This window comes from Achromobacter sp. Bel, assembly GCF_012928505.1.
Classification (GTDB): Bacteria; Pseudomonadota; Gammaproteobacteria; order Burkholderiales; family Burkholderiaceae_B; genus Achromobacter.
The window spans coordinates 1-16,215 of record NZ_JABBJN010000086.1; the positions used below are offsets into that span (position 1 = coordinate 1).

The following is a 16,215-nucleotide window of genomic DNA, read 5'->3' on the forward strand; positions in this document are numbered from 1 at the left end:
GTCGCGCCCGCGCGTTCCACCTGCTGCGAACCCGCGCCCACTTTCGTGACCGAGTCTTCGATCAGGCCCTTGATTTCCTTGGCCGCTTGCGCGCTGCGCTGCGCCAGCGAGCGCACTTCGCCCGCCACCACCGCAAAGCCCTTGCCCTGCTCGCCTGCCCGCGCGGCTTCCACCGCCGCGTTCAGCGCCAGGATGTTCGTCTGGAACGCAATGCCGTCAATGACCGACACGATTTCCGAGATCTTGCGTGAGCTGGCCGAAATGCCCTGCATCGTGCTGACCACTTCCGACACCGCCGAACCCCCGCGTTCGGCCACGTCCGACGCGCTGGCCGCCAACTGGTTCGCCTGGCGCGCGTTGTCCGCGTTCTGCTTCACCGTGGACGCCAGTTGCTCCATCGACGCCGCGGTTTCTTCCAGCGACGCTGCCTGTTGTTCCGTACGGCTGGATAGGTCCGTGTTGCCTGCGGAAATCTCGCGCGAGCCCACGTTGATCTCATCCACGCCGCGGCGCACCATCGCGACCGTGCGCGTCAGGCTTTCCTGCATGCGCTTGATGGCGCCGAACAGTTGCCCGATCTCGTTGGTGCTGCGCACCTCGATGCGGCCCGTGAAATCACCGCCGGCGATCTTGTCGAAGTGGTCACCCGCCTGATGCAGCGGACGCAGCACGGTGCGGTTGATGAAAATCCAGCAGCCCAGCGCCAGCACCAGCGCAATCGCCAGCATCGCAAGCGTGACCATGCGCGAAATGCTGTGATCCACTTCCGCCTGGACAACCAGTTCGTCGGTGCGCTTATCCAGGAATTCCAGCATGCCGTTGACGGCTTGGCGGAATGCCGTGTTGGCGGCGCTGCCGGCGTCGTTCAGATCCAGGTAATCCTGCACCGCCATCTTGGACAGTGCGGCGGCCTGGCGCCTGTAGACGTCGTCAAATTGCTTGTAGGCCGACTCCAGCTTGGCCACCAGCGCCTCGGAACCCGCCATGCGGGGTTCCTTGCGGAACGCGTCGAGCCATTTTGCGCCTTCCTGCATGAGGACGTCGGCGCGTTGGGTTTGCTCGTTGGCCTGCTCGGTCTTGCCTTGCTGCATGTCCATCAGCGACGTCGCCAGCAACAGCCGGCCACGCAGGAGGACCGCGTTGGCGCGGTTCAGCTGGGTTCCCTGATTGGAATAGGCGTCATTGACCTGCTCCAGCTTATCGTTGCTGGAGTTCAACCCCATCCAGGCCACGCCATTCGATATGAACATGGCGCCCGTGAAGAGCAACAGCACCAGGACGATACAGGTGCGAACTTTCAAATTGACAAGCATGAAATATCCGAGCGTTAAGCAACGTGAAACGACACTACCTACCCTGCACGCAACCACGGACGCCCCGGCCTTTGGCCAGTAGCGTCCGCAAGGGCGCAATTCTCCGCACGCGAGCGGTGCGGCGTGTGGGGTCCCGCCGCTTTACTTGCGGCTGAACAGACTGGACCCCTGAATGGTCATGAATGCCGCCGATGCGGCCTGCAGCGCCACCTGGCGCAGGGCAAGCTGGCTGGCGCCGGCGTAATAGTCCAGATCTTCCAGGTCGGACAAGGACTTGGCATAGGTCAGGCCCTTTTTCGTACCGGTCGCGTCCAGCGCGTCCAGCTCGTTCATGCGGGCGCCCACCGACGCCGTCACCGTCAAGACGTTGTCGTAGCTATTCGACAGCTTCTTGTTCGCCGTCGCCAACGCGTTGGTCACGCGGGCCGTCGCCACCGGGTCGTCGCTGCTCGGCGCGTCCAGCGCCGAGATCAGGTCATCCAGGGTCGAAAACACATCCATGTCGGTGGACTGGACATTGTCCACTTTGATGACATCGCCAGCCTTGGGCTCACCCGTCACCACCATCGAAACACCGCCGAAATCGATCGCCGTTCCCGGCGCATATGCCTTCGCCGGCTGGGACGGGTCGGGGACAATAACCGGATTCCCACCGTTGGCATCGGTCGTCGTCACGCGGAAACCCATCGCGCCCGTGGCGTCCGCCTCAAAGGTCACGGTGAAATTCTTGTCCAGATTCCCGCTGCCTGGCGTGACGGACACAGCGCTGAACTGTACCGTGCCGGTATTTGTAGCGGGGGTGGATGCGACGTACGCCTGCGAGCCGGGATTGGCACGGCCGAAAATGTCCACGCCCAAATCGCTGGTCGACAACTGGCGGCTCTGGTCGACCTGTATGGTGCGTTCACCGACCGAGCCGCTGTACTGGATCTTCCCGGCCGCATCCTTGGTGTAAGGCATGACGCTGCCGTCATTGCCCGAGAATAGGTACTGACCGCTACCGTCCGTCGTATTGGCCAGGCCCAGCAAGGCTTCGCGCGTGCTCTTGAGTGCCGTCGACAAAGTTTGGCGATCGCTGTCGGACATCACGCCGCCGGCCTGGATCACGCGAGTACGCGCTTCCTGCAGGGCATTCTTGATGGAATCCAGCGTGTTGCTTTCCTGGCCGAGATTCGTGTTGGCCGTCTGGCGGTTCATCGCGTACGTCGAATTGATGCTCTGCGTTTGCGCCACGCCGATAGCCAGTGACGCAGACAGGGGGTCATCCGCTGGCGTCAGGTACTTCTTGCCGCTGCCGACCTGCTCGACCAGGCGATTCATGTCGGATTCCTGAGACAGCACGCCGCTCAGGCCGTTCGTGTACATCATCGTGGTGCTCAGGCGCATGGTGCGACTCCGAAATTCTTTTTAATCATCACAATTCAACGGTCTGATCAGCCACGCAGGCCCAACAGCGTGTCAAAAACGGTGCTCGCTACATCGATGATGCGGGCGCTGGCCTGGTATTGCTCCTGATACAGCGACAAGCTCACGTACTCTTCGTTCAGGTTGACGCCCGATACGGACTGCTGCGCGGCGGCGGTCTGCTTGATCAGGTTGGCCTGCGCGGTGGCGGCCGACTTGGCCTGCGCCGTCTGCACCCCCACCGTGTTCACGACCTGCGCGAACATGTCGGTGGTGCTCATCGTGCCGTGGCCCAGGACCTTGGCGGTTTGCAACTGCGCCAGCTTCAGCGCGTTCTTGCCGTTGGCGTCGCCGCCCTCGGCGTCGGCCGCGGCGATGCGCTCCGGATCCTTGATCAGCACGTCGATATCGCGAGCGGCGTTACGCGTGGGCGACAACGACCACTTGTCGCCAGCCTGAGGCGGCGCGCTGATCGTCAGCGTCACGCCCATCTCGCTTTCCATGTTCAACGTCGCGTTCGGCGGCGTGCCGGTCGCCGGGCCGTTGAAGACCTGGGAGCCTTCCGGCATGCGCACGACCTGATAGTTCGTGCCGTCAAACGAAATTTCGTAGTCTTTCGCGTTGATATTGGACAGGTTCGTGAACTGGCCCGAAATCTGCGCGTTGCTCTTGTTCTGCGTGTTCGGGACGCCTTCCGGCGAAGCGACGCTGAAGAAATCCGTACCCGGGTTGCCGTTCTGGTCCAAGCCCTGCTTGTGCTGCTCGTTGAACGACATCGCAAGACCAACCGCCATCTGACCCAATTGAGCCTGCATGACGTCGAGCGAGGCCGAGCGGAACTGCAAGAGGCCGCCCAGCTTACCGCCCGTGACTTCGCTGTCGGCCAACTCGACCGACACCGTCTTGCCGGCCCCCGCCGGCAATGTATATGCCAGGACCGTCCGGCTAGCGTCTTTCGACGACGGCACCGCCTGCAGCGGATAGATGGTGGTGCCAGACAGCAGCGATTGACCGCCCTTTGCCAGCGAGATATTGATCTTGTCGCCTTGCTCATAGGTGGTGATGCCTACGAGCTGGTTCAACTCCGCCACCGCCAGGTCACGCTGGTCCAGCAGGTCGTTGGGAGGGCCATTGCCGGCCTTGCCGGTCGCCAGCGAAATCTGCGTGTTCAGATCATCGATCCGGGTCAGGTAGCTGTTGACTTGCTCGACCGTGGAGGTGATCTGCGTATTCAGGCCTTCGCGCTGATTCTGCATTTCCGTATAGGCCGAGCGGATCTGGGTGGCCAAGCTGTTTGCCTTACCCAACAGATCCTGGCGCGCGGCCGGATCGGCGGGCTTGCTGGCCACGGCATTCATGCTGGTGAAGAAGTTGGTCAGGCCCGGGGCGATACCGACCGTGCGGTCAGCGAACAGATTGTTGACCTGTGAGACTTGGTCCAGCTGCGCCTGTAACTGAGCACCGCTGCCCTGCGCGCCGACCAGCTGCTTGTACAAGAAGCTGTCGTAGCTGCGCACGACGGTGTCGACCTGGACGCCGCGGCCGATATAACCGTTGCTGGTGGCTTGCGCACCCGCGGTGGACGTCATGACGCGCTGACGGTTGTAGCCGACCGTGGTGGCATTGTTGATGTTGTGGCTGGTGGTGGCCAAACCCGCCTGTGCGGCGTTCAGCCCGCCCAATGCCGTTTTATACAAATTCATGCTGACAATGCCCCGTATGTAACCGCAGCTGTTATCTCTGGATACTCCATTAACGGCAGGAGATCGTCCAAATTTAGAGTCCTTCCAACATCTGGCGAGAATTTTCCACCCGCGTTGCCGCCCCGCGCAGCTGGCCCATGATGCCGATCAGTTTCTGGGCGTAGCGCGGGTCGGTCGCATACCCGGCGTCCTGGATCTTGCGCGCGGCGTCGATCTCGTTGCGCGCCTGCGTGACCGCTTCGTAGCGCGGACTGTTGCCGATCAGGCGCGCATAGTCCGAGAACGATTCCTCATAGGAGGCGTAGGCGCGGAAGGGTTGCGTCACCTTTTTCGCGACGCCGTCTTCGTATTCGGTGGTCAGCACGTTGACGACCTTGCCCTTCCAGCTGGCGCCCGCCTTGATGCCGAACAGGTTGTAGCTGGTGCTGCCGTCGGCATGCTTGATCTCGCGCTGGCCCCAACCCGACTCCAAGGCCGCCTGGCCCATGATCAGGCGGGCGGGCACGCCGCTTTGCTGCGACGCCAGATTGGCCGCGCGCGACATCTTCGACACGAAGGCCACGACATGTTCCGGCGCGCCCTCGGCGGCGGCCAGCGCGCGGTCGCTGGCGCGGTTGTTGCGCATCACGTTCAGCAGCGCCGACACTTCGCGCGAGCCGCCCGTGCGGAAATCCAGGTCGCCGCCCTGCCCGATCGCGCGGACGGCGTCGTCGGACACGTCGGCGGGCTTGCCCTGCTGCATCTGCGCCAGGATGGACTGCGACAGCCCGATCCCCGGCGTCGCCAGGTGCAGCGCCAATTGCTCGTCCGCCATGGATTGCAGCATCTGCGTCTGCTGCGAGTCGAACAACCCTTCCTTGGGCGTCGCCTCGCGCATGCGCTTGACCATCATCTGCAGGAACAGGGCCTCGAACTGCTTGGCGACCTGCTTCTGCTGATCCGTGCCCTCGGGGTCTTTCTTGACGTCCCGCTTCAAGTCCGACAGGCGGCCCATGTCGAACACGGAATCTTGCCGGGCGGCGCCCCGGGACGCGTCATTTGCGACAGCCATCGTCAGATGATTTCCAGTTCGGCGCGCAAAGCGCCCGCCGTCTTCATGGCCTGAAGGATGGCCAGCAGGTCTTGAGGCGTCGCGCCCAGGGCATTCAGGCCCTTGACCACGTCAGCCAGATTGGCGCTGGTGCTTACGCGTTGCAGCGAGCCGTTGTCCTGGCGCACTTCGATCTGGGTATTGGGCACCACCACCGTCTGGCCTTCCGTGAAAGGCGTGTCCGGCTGCGATACCTGGTTCTGGCGGTTGATGATGACCGACAGGTTGCCGTGCGCCACGGCCGCCTCTTCGATCATGACCGTGCGGTTCATGACGACCGAGCCGGTGCGCGCATTGATGATGACCTTGGCCACCGTCGGGGCGCGCGCCACTTGCAGGTCTTCGACCAGCGACAGGAAACGCGCTTGCGACGCCTGCTCCATCGGCGTGCGCACCTGCACCACCCGCCCGTCCAGCGCCGTGGCCGTGCCTTGCCCGAATTTCTTGTTCAACGCCGTCGCCACGTTCTGCGCCGTGCCGAAGTCAGTATTGTTCAGTTCCACATGGATGTACCCGTCGCGCGAAAACGTGGTGGGCACGCCGCGTTCGACGATGGCGCCCGCGCTGATGCGGCCGCCGTTCAACTGGTTGATCTGCACGCTGGAGCCGCCTGCGGAAGCGCCCGCGCCGCCCACCAGGATGTTGCCCTGGGCGATGGCATAGACCTGGCTGTCCGCGCCCTTCATCGGCGTCATCAGCAAGGTGCCGCCACGCAGGCTTTTGGCATTGCCCATGGACGACACCACCACGTCCAGCGTCTGGCCGGGCCGGGCGAACGCCGGCAGCGTGGTCGTCACCATGACGGCCGCCACGTTCTTTAATTGCATGTTGCTGCCGGCGGGCACTGTAATGCCCAGTTGCGACAGCATGTTGGTCAGGCTTTGTTGCGTGAACGGCGTCTGGCGCACCTGGTCGCCGCTGCCGTCCAGCCCCACGACCAGGCCGTAGCCGATCAGCTGGTTGCCCCGCACGCCCTGGATCGTCGCCAGGTCCTTGAGCCGTTCGGCCTGGGCCGCGCCGGCGCCGGCCGCGAGCCCGACCGCCACGCAGACGCGGGCGAACAGGGACAGCAAGGCGGATATCGGAGTCGGTTGTGTCATAGTCAGAACGGCGAAGCGATCAGGAAGAAGCGTTGCAGCCAGCCCATGGTCTGGACTTCGTCCATGACGCCCTTGCTGCGGTACTCGATACGGGCGTCGGCCACCTGAGTGGACGACACGGTGTTCGTTCCGGTAATGGAACGCGGATCCACCACCCCGGCGAAGCGCACGTACTCGCTGCCGCGGTTGATGGCGATCTGCTTTTCGCCGGCCACTTGCAGGTTGCCGTTGGACATCACGCCCACGACCGTGGTGGTGATGGTGCCGGTAAACGCGTTGTTGGCCGTGCTGTCGCCCTTGCCCTGCGACACGTTGCCGCCCTTGGCGTCGGTATTCAGGTTCGCGCCCGCCCAACTGTCCATGAACGACGGCGCCGCGGCGATGCCGAGCGTGGCCGACCCCGTGCGGTTGGTGTTGGTCGCCACGTTCTTGGAGGCGTTGGTCCGCTCGTTCAGCACGATGGTGACGATATCGCCCACATTGCGCGGCCGGCGGTCCTCGAACAAGGGATAGTTGCCGTAGGTGGTCGGCTGATAGATCGAACCCGTAGGCTGCGCCATGGGCATCGGCGGCGGCGGTGGCGCCGCCGTCGTCGGCCCGGTCACGATCGGCTCGGGCGGAATCATGGCGCAACCGGCCGCCAGCATGGCCAGCGCCGCAACAAATACCAGACGCAGGACAGACATGGGCATCACAGTTGGGACAGGCGGGCCAGCATCTCGTCGGAGGTCTTGACGGCCTTGCTGTTCATTTCGTAGGCGCGTTGCGTGGTGATCATGTTGACCAGTTCTTCGGCAACGTTCACGTTGGACGTTTCCACGTAGTTCTGCATGATCGACCCTGCACCGTCCACGCCGGGTTGCAGCAGGTTGGCCGGACCCGACGCGTCCGTTTCCAGGTACAGGTTTTCGCCGATGCTCTGCAGGCCCGTGGGGTTGATGAAGGTGGCGATCTGCAATTGGCCGATCTGCACGTTCACGCCGGCGGCGCCGGGCTGCGTTACCGAAACGATGCCGTCCTTGCCGATCGAGATCGACAGCGCATTGTCCGGCACGTTCATCGGCGGCTGGATCACGTAGCCGCTGACGGTCGTCAGCTGGCCGTTCTGATCGCGCTGCAAGGCGCCGTCGCGGGTATAGGCCTGGGTGCCGTCAGGTAGCTCGATCTGCAGGAAGCCACGGCCATTGATGGCGATGTCCATTTCGCCGCCGGTATTGTTCAGGTTGCCCGACGTGTGGATGCGCTCGGTCGCGGCCACGCGCGCGCCCGTGCCCAGTTGCAGGCCGGACGGCAGTTGCGTGGCATCGCCCACCTGGGCGCCAGGCTGGCGCAGCGTCTGGTACATCAGGTCCTGGAACACGGCGCGGCCGCGCTTGAACCCGTTGGTGGAGACGTTGGCCAAGTTGTTGGAAATCACGTCCATGGAGGTCTGTTGACCTTCCAGGCCCGTTTTGGCAATCCACAACGAACGCATCATGATGAAGTACTCCTGGTGCCGCGGCCTGGCCGCGCGCGAAAATTGTTTAAATCAATCCGCTGGATCAGCCGACGGACAAAATGCCGTTGGCGCGCTCGGCGTTGCGGTCCGACTGCTGGACCACCTGCATCTGCTGCTCGAACCGGCGCGCGTTCTCGATCATGCCCACCATCACCTTCATGGGATTGGTGTTGCTGCCTTCCAGCACGCCGGACAACACACGCAGGGCGGGGTCGGCGGGCGCCGGCGGCGCGGGCTGGCCGTTCACGGGCGCCAGGCGGAACACGCCGTCGTCGCCATGCACCAGCTGCGCATTGTTCGGGTTCGCCAGCTTGATCCGGCCCAGGTTCAGGATGTTGTTCGGACCGTCGCCCGCGCCGATAGCCGTGATCGTGCCGTCCGACGTGATCGTCAGCGCGGCCTGGTCCGGCACATCGATCGGGCCGCCCTGGTCGGACAGCACCGGCTGGCCCAGCGAGGTCTGCAGCAGGCCGTTGATGCCGACCTGCAGGCTGCCGCCGCGGGTGTAGGCTTCGCCCTGCGGCGTCTGCACCGCGATCCAGCCGTTCTCGCTGGCCAGCGCCACGTCCAGGTCCCGACCCGTGGTCTGCATGGTGCCCATCTGGAAGCTGTTGCCGGGCGTGGACGCCACCGTCGAAACGCGCGTAGGCAGACTCACCCCGTCCGTCATCGGAACCGACCGGTACAGCGCGATCTGCTCGCGAAAGCCCGTCGTGTTCACGTTGGCCATGTTGTTGGCCAGCGCGGCCTGATGCTCGGTGATACGCGCTGCGCCATTCATGGCGGTGTAGATGATTCTGTCCATTGCCTATTCCGTCGGTGTCGTCGCTGGCCTGTCCGGCTTTACTTCAGGTTCATCAGGACTTGCATGATTTCGTCCTGGGTCTTGATGGTTTGCGAATTGGCCTGATAGGTGCGCTGGGCGATGATCATGTTCACCAGTTCTTTGCTCATGTCGACGTTGGACGCTTCCGTCGCCTGGCCCACCACCTTGGACATGCCGTTGGTGCCGGGCTGGCCCAGGATCGGCTGGCCGGACGCGGCCGTTTCGGTCCAGGCGTTGTTGCCCACGGGCTGCAGGCCCTGCAGGTTCGAGAAGTCGGCCAGCACAATGGTGCCCACGACTTGCGTTTCGCCGTTGGTGTAGCTGGCAACCAGGCTGCCGTCGCCGCCGATGTTGATGCCGCTGAATTCGCCAGACGTGTAGCCGTCGGGTTTGGCGACCAGCTTGTAGTTGCCGCCGTACTGCGTCGTACCGGTGTAGTTCATGGCGATGCTGAGCGGATCGGCCGGGGTGGTGGCGCCGCCGGGCTGCGCGAAGCTCAGGGTCACGACCGGGGCACTGGTCAGCGCGCCAGCATTGTTGAACGTGAACTTCTGCGGATTGCCCCACGTGCCGCCCAGCTCGGTGGTCGGCGCCATGGCCTTGCCGTCCATCGTGTAGTACACGTCATAGACGCTGCCGGACGCGTCCGCCGGGCGCTTCACGAAGTACTGCATCACCTGGTGCGAGTTGCCCAGCGAGTCGAACACCGTCATGGGCGACGCGTTGGTGTAGCTGTTGGAGATCGTCGGGTCGAACGGACGGCCGATTTCGGTCACGGCCGCCGTGTAGTCCTTGTAGCCCGGGACTTGAGTCACGTCGCCAGTCGTCACCACGCCAGCGGCATCCACGGTGATCAGGTTGGGCGCGGCGCCATAGGTGCCCGCCGGCGGCGGGGTCACCCAGGTCAGCGCACCGGTCGCGCTGCGCGTGAAGGTGTATTGCGTGGCGGGCGAAGGCGGCGCGGTGCCGGTCATCGTGACCGAGCCATTCACCGCCGGCGACGTGACCGTGTCGGTCGTGTAGATAACCTTGGCGTTCGCGTCCAGGTTGGCGACCGTCGTGCCCGTGCCGGTGGCCTTGGGCGCCACGTTGGCGGTAGGCAACTGCAGCTCGGTCGGGTTCGCGCCGATGGCGCCGGCCGGGTAACCCGTCATGCGGTAGCCCTGCGCATTCACGATGAAGTTGTTCTTGTCGACCAGGAATTCGCCGTTGCGGGTGTACATCACCGCACCGCTCTGGTCGGTCACGCGGAACATGCCCTTGGCGCCGTCGATGGCGATGTCGTATTCGCCGCCGCCGCCCTGCACGGTACCCACCGTGAAGCGCTGGCTGATCGCCGCCACCTTGACGCCCAGACCCACGCGCGAGCTGGCGTAGACGTCAGCGAATGATGCAGTCGACGACTTGAAGCCGACGGTGCCCGAGTTGGCGATGTTGTTGCCGATCACGTCCAGGTTCTGCGATGCGGCGTTCAAGCCGCTCAATCCTTGTCCGAAGCCCATGTTTTCTCTCGCTAATCTTTATCTAGTGAAGCCGCCGCACACGCGCCAGCGCCGATTCAAATCCGCCCGATTCAGGCGCCGATAACCTTACGCACGTCCAGCATGCTGGTCTGGCCGTCCAGGCCCAGATCCAGACGCAAGCCGTTAGTGGAATACGCCACGCTCTTGACCTGGCCGTAGCTCAGCACTTCCGCATTCACCTTCTTGCCATCACCATCGGTAGCCAGCACGGACACGGTGTACGCGCCTGCGTCCAGGGCGACGCCGCTGTCGTTCTTGCCGTCCCAGTTCAGGGTGTAGACACCGGTCGTCTGCTCGCCCATTTCAATGGTGCGCACGACAGCGCCATTCGAATCCGAAATGCGGACCTGCACCTTCTGCGCGTCGCCTTGCAGGTCCAGGCCGTAAGGCGTGACCACGCGTTCGGCGGCGTTCTCGCCATCCACGCCGACCTTGACCTTGGTGCCCGGGATCAGCACGCCCTTGCCGATCATCGCCACGGCGTTCATCGACTGGGACACGTCGATCTGGCCGCTGATGGCCAGCATCGTGTTCTTCAGGTTGGTGATGCCTTCCACCGTGGAGATCTGCGCCAGCTGCGAGGTCAGCTCGGCGTTCTGCATCGGGTTCAGCGGATCCTGGTTCTGCAACTGCGTCACCAGCAGCTTCAGGAACTGGTCCTGCAAGCCCTGCGCCGTGCTGGAGCCGTTGGCGCCGCTTTGCGCCAGGCCCAGGCCGGTGGTGCTCGTGTTTTGGTCGACGGTGGTCATGAATTCACTCTGTCAGGAAATTAGGATTGACCGATGGTCAGCGTCTTTTGCATCAACGCCTTGGCGGTGTTGAGCACCTCGACGTTCGCCTGGTAGGACCGCGATGCCGCGATCATGTTGACCGTTTCGGCTACCGGGTCGACGTTGGGCATGCTGATGTAGCCCTGGGCGTCGGCCAGCGGATGCTTGGGGTCGTAGACCTGCTTCAGGGGCGACGGGTCCTGGATGACGCCGGCCACCCGCACGCCGCCGATCTCTTGCCCCATCGCCTGCCCGGCAGCCGGGTTGACCTGGAACACGACCTGGCGGGCACGATACGGCTGGCCGTCCGGACCCACGACGCTGTCGGCGTTGGCCATGTTGCTGGCCGACACGTTCATGCGCTGCGATTGCGCGCTGAGCGCCGAACCGGCGATATCGAAAATGCTCAACAAGGACATTGCCTGTCGCTCCCTTTATGGATCAATCCTGAATGGCGGTCTGCATGGTCCGGATGCGGCCGGAGATCATCTGCATCGTGCTCTGGTAGTGCAAGGTGTTGTCGGCGAACTGCACGCGCTCGATATCCATGTCCACCGTGTTGCCGTCCATGCTGGGTTGGTACGGCAGGCGGTACAGCAGCTCGGTCGGCCCCTGGGACACGGCCTTGGCCGGAATGTGGCGCGCCGACGTCAGCGCCAGCGAGGTGTCCGGCAGGCGCTTGGAGCCTTCCATGGCCGTCTGCATCGCGGCTTTGAAGTCAAAGTCGCGGGCCTTGTAGTTGGGCGTGTCGGCGTTGGCGATGTTCGACGACAGCACTTCCTGACGCTGCGCGCGCAGCCCCAAGGCCTGCTGGTAGAACCGGAAATCTTCGTTAAGCCTGTCTAGCATCGTGGCGCCTTCCTGCGTTGCAATACGGATAGAGCAAGGGACGCCGGACACACCGTTATCCCATTGGATGACGGCATCATAGGGGCCGGCGGCAAAACACAATCAGCCAAATAACCCGCCATTTCTCATCCAATTCACGTATTGCCGAACGCCACGGACTCCTACAATTCATCCATCATGAAAATCTCCGCACGACACCTCCGCGCGCGCGCCGGCTGCCTGATCGCCCTGGCCCTGACCTCCTTCGGGACCGTCCAGGCCCAGGACGCCGCCAGCCAGGCGCCCGAGGCGATCGCCGTCGCGGCGCACAGCTATCTGCTGGACCAATTGGCCGGTCTGCCCGGCCAGCCCGCCATCACCATCGACCCGCCGCGCGCCGACCGCCTGGCGCCCTGCGATGCCATGTCCCCATTTATGCCGTCGGGCATGAAGCTGCGGTCGCGCATGACGGTCGGCGTGCGCTGCAACGCGCCCAAGCCCTGGACGACCTATGTGCAGGCGACCGTCAGCGTCCCCGGCTACTACTACGTCGCCTCAAGGATGATCTCGGCCGGCCAGGCCTTGACGCCGGACGACCTTTCCCCCCGGGACGGCGATCTGGTTTCGCTTCCGCCCGGCGCCATCACCGATCCACAAACCGTCGTCGGCATGACGGCCGCCTACCGCATCAATGCGGGGCAGCCGGTCCGGGGCTCGTCGTTGCGCAACGCGCAGTCGGTCGTCCGCGGCACGAACGTCCGGATCAATGCGCGCGGCAACGGCTTCGTGGTCAGCAGCGACGGCCAGGCGCTGGACAACGCCGCGCCCGGTGCGATGGTCCAGGTGCGCACGGCCAGCGGTCAGGTGGTCAGTGGCGTGGTCCGGAATGCGGGACTGGTTGAAATACAACTGTAGGTAATGTTACAAATCGCGCTGCGCCAGCTGACGGCCTGCCCTAAAGTTCGTTCCGGCCCTGCCGTTACAGAGACATAAGTAGGCGGATCCGTCGCAAACCGACCCAGGACGCCCTGCGGAGAAAACCTTGAAAATCAATTCGACCACCAACCGGCCCATTTCTGCCGACGCCGTTGCCCAACGCCCGGATTCCGCGGTGGCGCAGGCCTATGGCGCCAGCAATGGCAGCGGTTCCAGCAGCTCGCAAGTGGCGCTGAGCTCGGCGTCGCGCAAGATGCTGGCCCTGCAAGACGGCTCGAACGACATCAACGTCGAGCGCGTGGCCGCCATCCGCGCCGCGATCGCATCGGGCCAATTGAAGATCGATACCGGCAAGATCGCCGACAGCCTGATTGCCAGCGCCCGCGATCTGCTGAAGTAACTCTCCGCCCACCGCCCTACCGCCTTCGAAGCATGACCATGAACCCCGTCGATTCCCTCCAGTCCTGCATGCGGCAGGAAGATGCCCTGATCACCGAGTTCTCCGCCATCCTGGAAGAAGAGACCGAAGTGCTGGTGGGCCCCGGGAACGTCGGCGCGCTGCAAGCCCTCACCGAACGCAAGGGGCGCATCGCCCAGCAATTGGTCGACCTGAGCGAGACCCGCGACGGCCTGCTGTCTGAAATCGGCCTGCCCAACGGGCATGCCGGGACCGAACAGGCCGCCGTGCTGCACCCGCAGCTGTCCGGGATCTGGCAGGCACTGCTGACCAAGTCCGCGTCGGCCAATGAAATCAATATGCGCAACGGCGCCCTGATCGACGTGCACCTGCGCTATACCCAGCAATCGCTGGACGCGCTGCGCAACATCAACGGCGTGGGCGTCGCCACCACCTATGACGCGTACGGGCGCGGCGCCCGCGGCACGCCGGGGCGCAAGCCGATCGTGGCGGGCTAAGCCCCCTCCTTCGTTGCGGGCCCAAGCAAAAGGCGGCGCAATGCGCCGCCTTTTGCTTGGGCCCGCCCCTCAGGGAGATCAGGCGCCGCCTGTCATCTCCAGCATCGCGAACATCTTCAGGACCGCCACGGGCAGCATCCGGCCCGACAGCTTGCGCTCCGATCCCACGATCCCCGACAACGGCCCGCGCACCACATCGGCGGACGGCGAATGCGCCATCTGCCAGCAGGCGGCGCCCAGTTGGCCGGCCATCAGGGACTGGCGCGCCAGGGTATGCGCGCCATCGACGGCCGGCAGCGCCTGCCACGCGTTGGCCATATAGCGAAAGCCCACACGCGCCTCGTCCTGCAGCACCAGCCAGCGCGCCACGGTGGCGGCATCGGCTTGCGCCGCCGGCAGGTTCGTCAGGCCGAACAGCTGTGCGGCAATCTCCCCGCTGTCCGTATCGATCATCCGGGCGCACACCAGACGAATCGGCGCCCCGCCGCTCTTGCCCGGCAACGCCACCTCGGTGCCCGAGGCCCACAGCGCCAGCGGCACCCGCTTGCCGGCCTTATCGGCCAGCAAGCCGGGCATGTCGCCCGGTTGGCCCACCGGCAAATAACCGACGCTCTTGCCGACCGCGTTCAGGTTCGTCGGGCATTCGTCCTGGATCACGCGCATGCCGCCCGGGCAGCGCGCCACCCAGGATGCGCCCTGCCCGCTCAGCGATTGCCACAGGCCGGTCGTGCCGGCCTCCAGCATGTGCACCAGCGGCAGGCGCGGTAACTGCTCGCCCAGCCAGCGCACGCGCGCTTCCAACGCCAGGCCGGCGTCCGGCTGGCCCGAGGCCGCGGGTGCGAACGACGTCAGCATGCCGTGCGCCAATGCCAACTGTTGCGCAGGCGCGGCCAAGGCGGCGCCGCGGTCGCTCATCAGCAGGGAGCCCAACAGCGTGCCGCCAGGCAGGCCTTCGCCCTTCATCGCGGTCTTGCCATGCATGACCAACAAGTGGCGGTGGCAGGTGGCAGAGAATTCACGCCGCACCATCGCAAGCGGCGCTTCGCCCAGCGCAGCCAGGCTGGCGCCCGCGCCGTCGCCCACATAGTCACGCCAGGAAGCGCGTGCTTGCGCGCACGCCGGATCGCTGTCCAGCATCGCGATCGTGTCATCCAGGTTCTGCGCCGCCGTGATGGAGGCCGAGCCGCCCTGCGGACGCAAGATCGCGGAGGCCAGCAACTGCCGACGGCGCGCCGGATCCACGGCCTCGGCGTCGCGGGCGGCCGGCGCCAGGGACGCCAGGTCCGCCTCGCTGGGCGTGTACAGCGCGCGGGCGCGCTCGACCATCGCGAATGCGCGGTCGATCAGCACGTCGGCGCGCGCCAGCTCCATGTGCTCGGGCACTTTCTGCCCGACCGACATGTAGTGGATCGGCAGGCGGTGGCGGATCGCCGTGTCCAGCGCCGCGCCCAGCCGGGTCGCTTCATCCAGTTTGGTGATGATGCAGCCGGCCACATCCTCGCCCACACCGTTGCGGTAGGCATGGGCCACTTCGTCCAACGTGTCGCCCTGGCTGGCGGCATTCAGCACCAGCAGGCGGCGCACCGGCTTGCCGGCGTTGCACAGCATGGAGGCCTGCTCGGCCACCAGGCGATCGCGCTGGCTGATACCGGTGGTGTCGATCAGCACGATCTTGCGGTTGCCCAGTTCGGCCAGGATGCGGCGCAGTTCGGCGGCGTCCCGCACCGAGTGCGCCGGCACGCCCATCAGGCGGCCATAGATCTGCAATTGTTCAAGCGCGCCGATCCGGAACAAGTCCGTGGTCAGCATCGCGACCTGATCGCGGCCTTCGCGGGCGACGCAACGGGCGGCCAGTTTCGCCAGCGTGGTGGTCTTGCCCACGCCGGTCGGGCCGACCAACGCATACACGCCACCGGCCAGGAATTCATCTTCGGACGCGACGACCGGCAGGTGCGTCACCAGTTCGTTGCGAGCCCAGGCCTGGGCGGCATCGGCCGCCATGCCTTGCGGAAGGCGTTCCACCAGGGCGCGGACCAGCTTCGTGCTGAAGCCGGCGTCCAACAAGCTGCGGAACAGCGCCGCGGCGGCGGGTTCGCGGCCTGAGCCGGGACGGCCGCCCCACAGCAGGCCGTCCATGCGGGTTTCCAGCGCGCCGCGCAAGGCGCTGATGGCATCTTGCAAACCCGCCGCGGTATCGGTCGGCAGCGCGGCGGCCGGCATGGCCGGCGGCTGGCGCAACGGCGCATCCGGCATTCGGGCCATGGACGGCGCGGCGATTGGCGCCGACATGGCGGGCGTCTGCATCGCGG

General features: G+C 65.0%; 16 protein-coding genes. 3 read left to right on the forward strand and 13 right to left on the reverse strand.

Annotated features, from left to right (window positions below; genetic code table 11):
- From HG262_RS29310 to flgB, 12 genes are all read right to left on the reverse strand, one after another.
- A partial coding sequence (locus HG262_RS29310) for a methyl-accepting chemotaxis protein (protein ID WP_169274346.1) occupies positions 1 to 1,313 on the reverse strand: 1,313 nt, incomplete at its 3' end.
- A 141-nt stretch (positions 1,314 to 1,454) separates the two neighbouring features.
- Positions 1,455 to 2,699: a flagellar hook-associated protein FlgL gene (gene flgL / locus HG262_RS29315; protein ID WP_169274347.1), complete on the reverse strand. Its 1,245-nt coding sequence runs from the start codon at positions 2,697 to 2,699 to the stop codon at positions 1,455 to 1,457.
- A 47-nt stretch (positions 2,700 to 2,746) separates the two neighbouring features.
- Complete coding sequence (gene flgK, locus HG262_RS29320; RefSeq protein ID WP_169274348.1) at positions 2,747 to 4,420, reverse strand: flagellar hook-associated protein FlgK; 1,674 nt, start codon at positions 4,418 to 4,420, stop codon at positions 2,747 to 2,749.
- A 73-nt stretch (positions 4,421 to 4,493) separates the two neighbouring features.
- Entirely contained in the window at positions 4,494 to 5,471 is a 978-nt protein-coding gene (flgJ, locus tag HG262_RS29325; RefSeq protein ID WP_169274349.1) for a flagellar assembly peptidoglycan hydrolase FlgJ, read from the reverse strand.
- A gap of 2 nt (positions 5,472 to 5,473) precedes the next feature.
- Complete coding sequence (locus tag HG262_RS29330) at positions 5,474 to 6,610, reverse strand: flagellar basal body P-ring protein FlgI (protein WP_169274350.1); 1,137 nt, start codon at positions 6,608 to 6,610, stop codon at positions 5,474 to 5,476.
- A gap of 2 nt (positions 6,611 to 6,612) precedes the next feature.
- Positions 6,613 to 7,302, reverse strand: a complete 690-nt coding sequence (locus tag HG262_RS29335) for a flagellar basal body L-ring protein FlgH (protein WP_169274351.1) — start codon at positions 7,300 to 7,302, stop codon at positions 6,613 to 6,615.
- Positions 7,302 to 8,087: a flagellar basal-body rod protein FlgG gene (flgG, locus tag HG262_RS29340; protein ID WP_105560480.1), complete on the reverse strand. Its 786-nt coding sequence runs from the start codon at positions 8,085 to 8,087 to the stop codon at positions 7,302 to 7,304. Before flgG ends, HG262_RS29335 begins: the two co-directional genes overlap by 1 nt.
- A 64-nt stretch (positions 8,088 to 8,151) precedes the next feature.
- Complete coding sequence (locus HG262_RS29345; RefSeq protein ID WP_169274352.1) at positions 8,152 to 8,913, reverse strand: flagellar basal body rod protein FlgF; 762 nt, start codon at positions 8,911 to 8,913, stop codon at positions 8,152 to 8,154.
- A gap of 38 nt (positions 8,914 to 8,951) precedes the next feature.
- On the reverse strand, positions 8,952 to 10,436 hold the full coding sequence (locus HG262_RS29350) for a flagellar hook-basal body complex protein (RefSeq protein ID WP_169274353.1): 1,485 nt from the start codon (positions 10,434 to 10,436) through the stop codon (positions 8,952 to 8,954).
- A gap of 71 nt (positions 10,437 to 10,507) precedes the next feature.
- Positions 10,508 to 11,206 (reverse strand): flagellar hook capping FlgD N-terminal domain-containing protein, encoded by a 699-nt coding sequence (locus HG262_RS29355; RefSeq protein ID WP_169274354.1) that lies wholly within the window; start codon positions 11,204 to 11,206, stop codon positions 10,508 to 10,510.
- Positions 11,207 to 11,226: 20 nt separating this feature from the next.
- On the reverse strand, positions 11,227 to 11,646 hold the full coding sequence (flgC, locus tag HG262_RS29360) for a flagellar basal body rod protein FlgC (protein ID WP_169274355.1): 420 nt from the start codon (positions 11,644 to 11,646) through the stop codon (positions 11,227 to 11,229).
- A gap of 22 nt (positions 11,647 to 11,668) precedes the next feature.
- Positions 11,669 to 12,076, reverse strand: a complete 408-nt coding sequence (flgB, locus tag HG262_RS29365; protein ID WP_169274356.1) for a flagellar basal body rod protein FlgB — start codon at positions 12,074 to 12,076, stop codon at positions 11,669 to 11,671.
- Positions 12,077 to 12,253: 177 nt separating this feature from the next.
- Between flgB and flgA the strand changes: the two genes are divergently transcribed.
- The 3 genes from flgA to HG262_RS29380 all read left to right on the forward strand — a co-directional run bounded on the left by flgA (position 12,254) and on the right by HG262_RS29380 (position 13,906).
- Positions 12,254 to 12,970, forward strand: a complete 717-nt coding sequence (gene flgA / locus HG262_RS29370) for a flagellar basal body P-ring formation chaperone FlgA (protein WP_169274357.1) — start codon at positions 12,254 to 12,256, stop codon at positions 12,968 to 12,970.
- Positions 12,971 to 13,097: 127 nt separating this feature from the next.
- Positions 13,098 to 13,391 (forward strand): flagellar biosynthesis anti-sigma factor FlgM, encoded by a 294-nt coding sequence (gene flgM, locus HG262_RS29375; RefSeq protein WP_006224590.1) that lies wholly within the window; start codon positions 13,098 to 13,100, stop codon positions 13,389 to 13,391.
- Positions 13,392 to 13,429: 38 nt separating this feature from the next.
- Entirely contained in the window at positions 13,430 to 13,906 is a 477-nt protein-coding gene (locus HG262_RS29380; RefSeq protein WP_169274358.1) for a flagellar protein FlgN, read from the forward strand.
- Between the two features lie 78 nt (positions 13,907 to 13,984).
- Here the strand turns inward: HG262_RS29380 and flhF are convergent.
- The coding region (flhF, locus tag HG262_RS29385) for a flagellar biosynthesis protein FlhF (protein WP_169274359.1) at positions 13,985 to 16,215 on the reverse strand (2,231 nt) is incomplete at its 5' end.

Bases quoted from the DNA above. Each gene is read 5' to 3' on its own strand.
- flgA (WP_169274357.1), top strand. From the start codon at position 12,254: ATGAAAATCTCCGCACGACACCTCCGCGCGCGCGCCGGCTGCCTGATC.
- HG262_RS29330 (WP_169274350.1), bottom strand. From the start codon at position 6,610: ATGACACAACCGACTCCGATATCCGCCTTGCTGTCCCTGTTCGCCCGC.
- HG262_RS29335 (WP_169274351.1), bottom strand. From the start codon at position 7,302: ATGCCCATGTCTGTCCTGCGTCTGGTATTTGTTGCGGCGCTGGCCATG.
- flgK (WP_169274348.1), bottom strand. From the start codon at position 4,420: ATGAATTTGTATAAAACGGCATTGGGCGGGCTGAACGCCGCACAGGCG.
- HG262_RS29355 (WP_169274354.1), bottom strand. From the start codon at position 11,206: ATGACCACCGTCGACCAAAACACGAGCACCACCGGCCTGGGCCTGGCG.
- HG262_RS29345 (WP_169274352.1), bottom strand. From the start codon at position 8,913: ATGGACAGAATCATCTACACCGCCATGAATGGCGCAGCGCGTATCACC.
- flgB (WP_169274356.1), bottom strand. From the start codon at position 12,076: ATGCTAGACAGGCTTAACGAAGATTTCCGGTTCTACCAGCAGGCCTTG.
- flgJ (WP_169274349.1), bottom strand. From the start codon at position 5,471: ATGGCTGTCGCAAATGACGCGTCCCGGGGCGCCGCCCGGCAAGATTCC.
- flgG (WP_105560480.1), bottom strand. From the start codon at position 8,087: ATGATGCGTTCGTTGTGGATTGCCAAAACGGGCCTGGAAGGTCAACAG.
- flgC (WP_169274355.1), bottom strand. From the start codon at position 11,646: ATGTCCTTGTTGAGCATTTTCGATATCGCCGGTTCGGCGCTCAGCGCG.
- HG262_RS29380 (WP_169274358.1), top strand. From the start codon at position 13,430: ATGAACCCCGTCGATTCCCTCCAGTCCTGCATGCGGCAGGAAGATGCC.
- flgL (WP_169274347.1), bottom strand. From the start codon at position 2,699: ATGCGCCTGAGCACCACGATGATGTACACGAACGGCCTGAGCGGCGTG.
- HG262_RS29350 (WP_169274353.1), bottom strand. From the start codon at position 10,436: ATGGGCTTCGGACAAGGATTGAGCGGCTTGAACGCCGCATCGCAGAAC.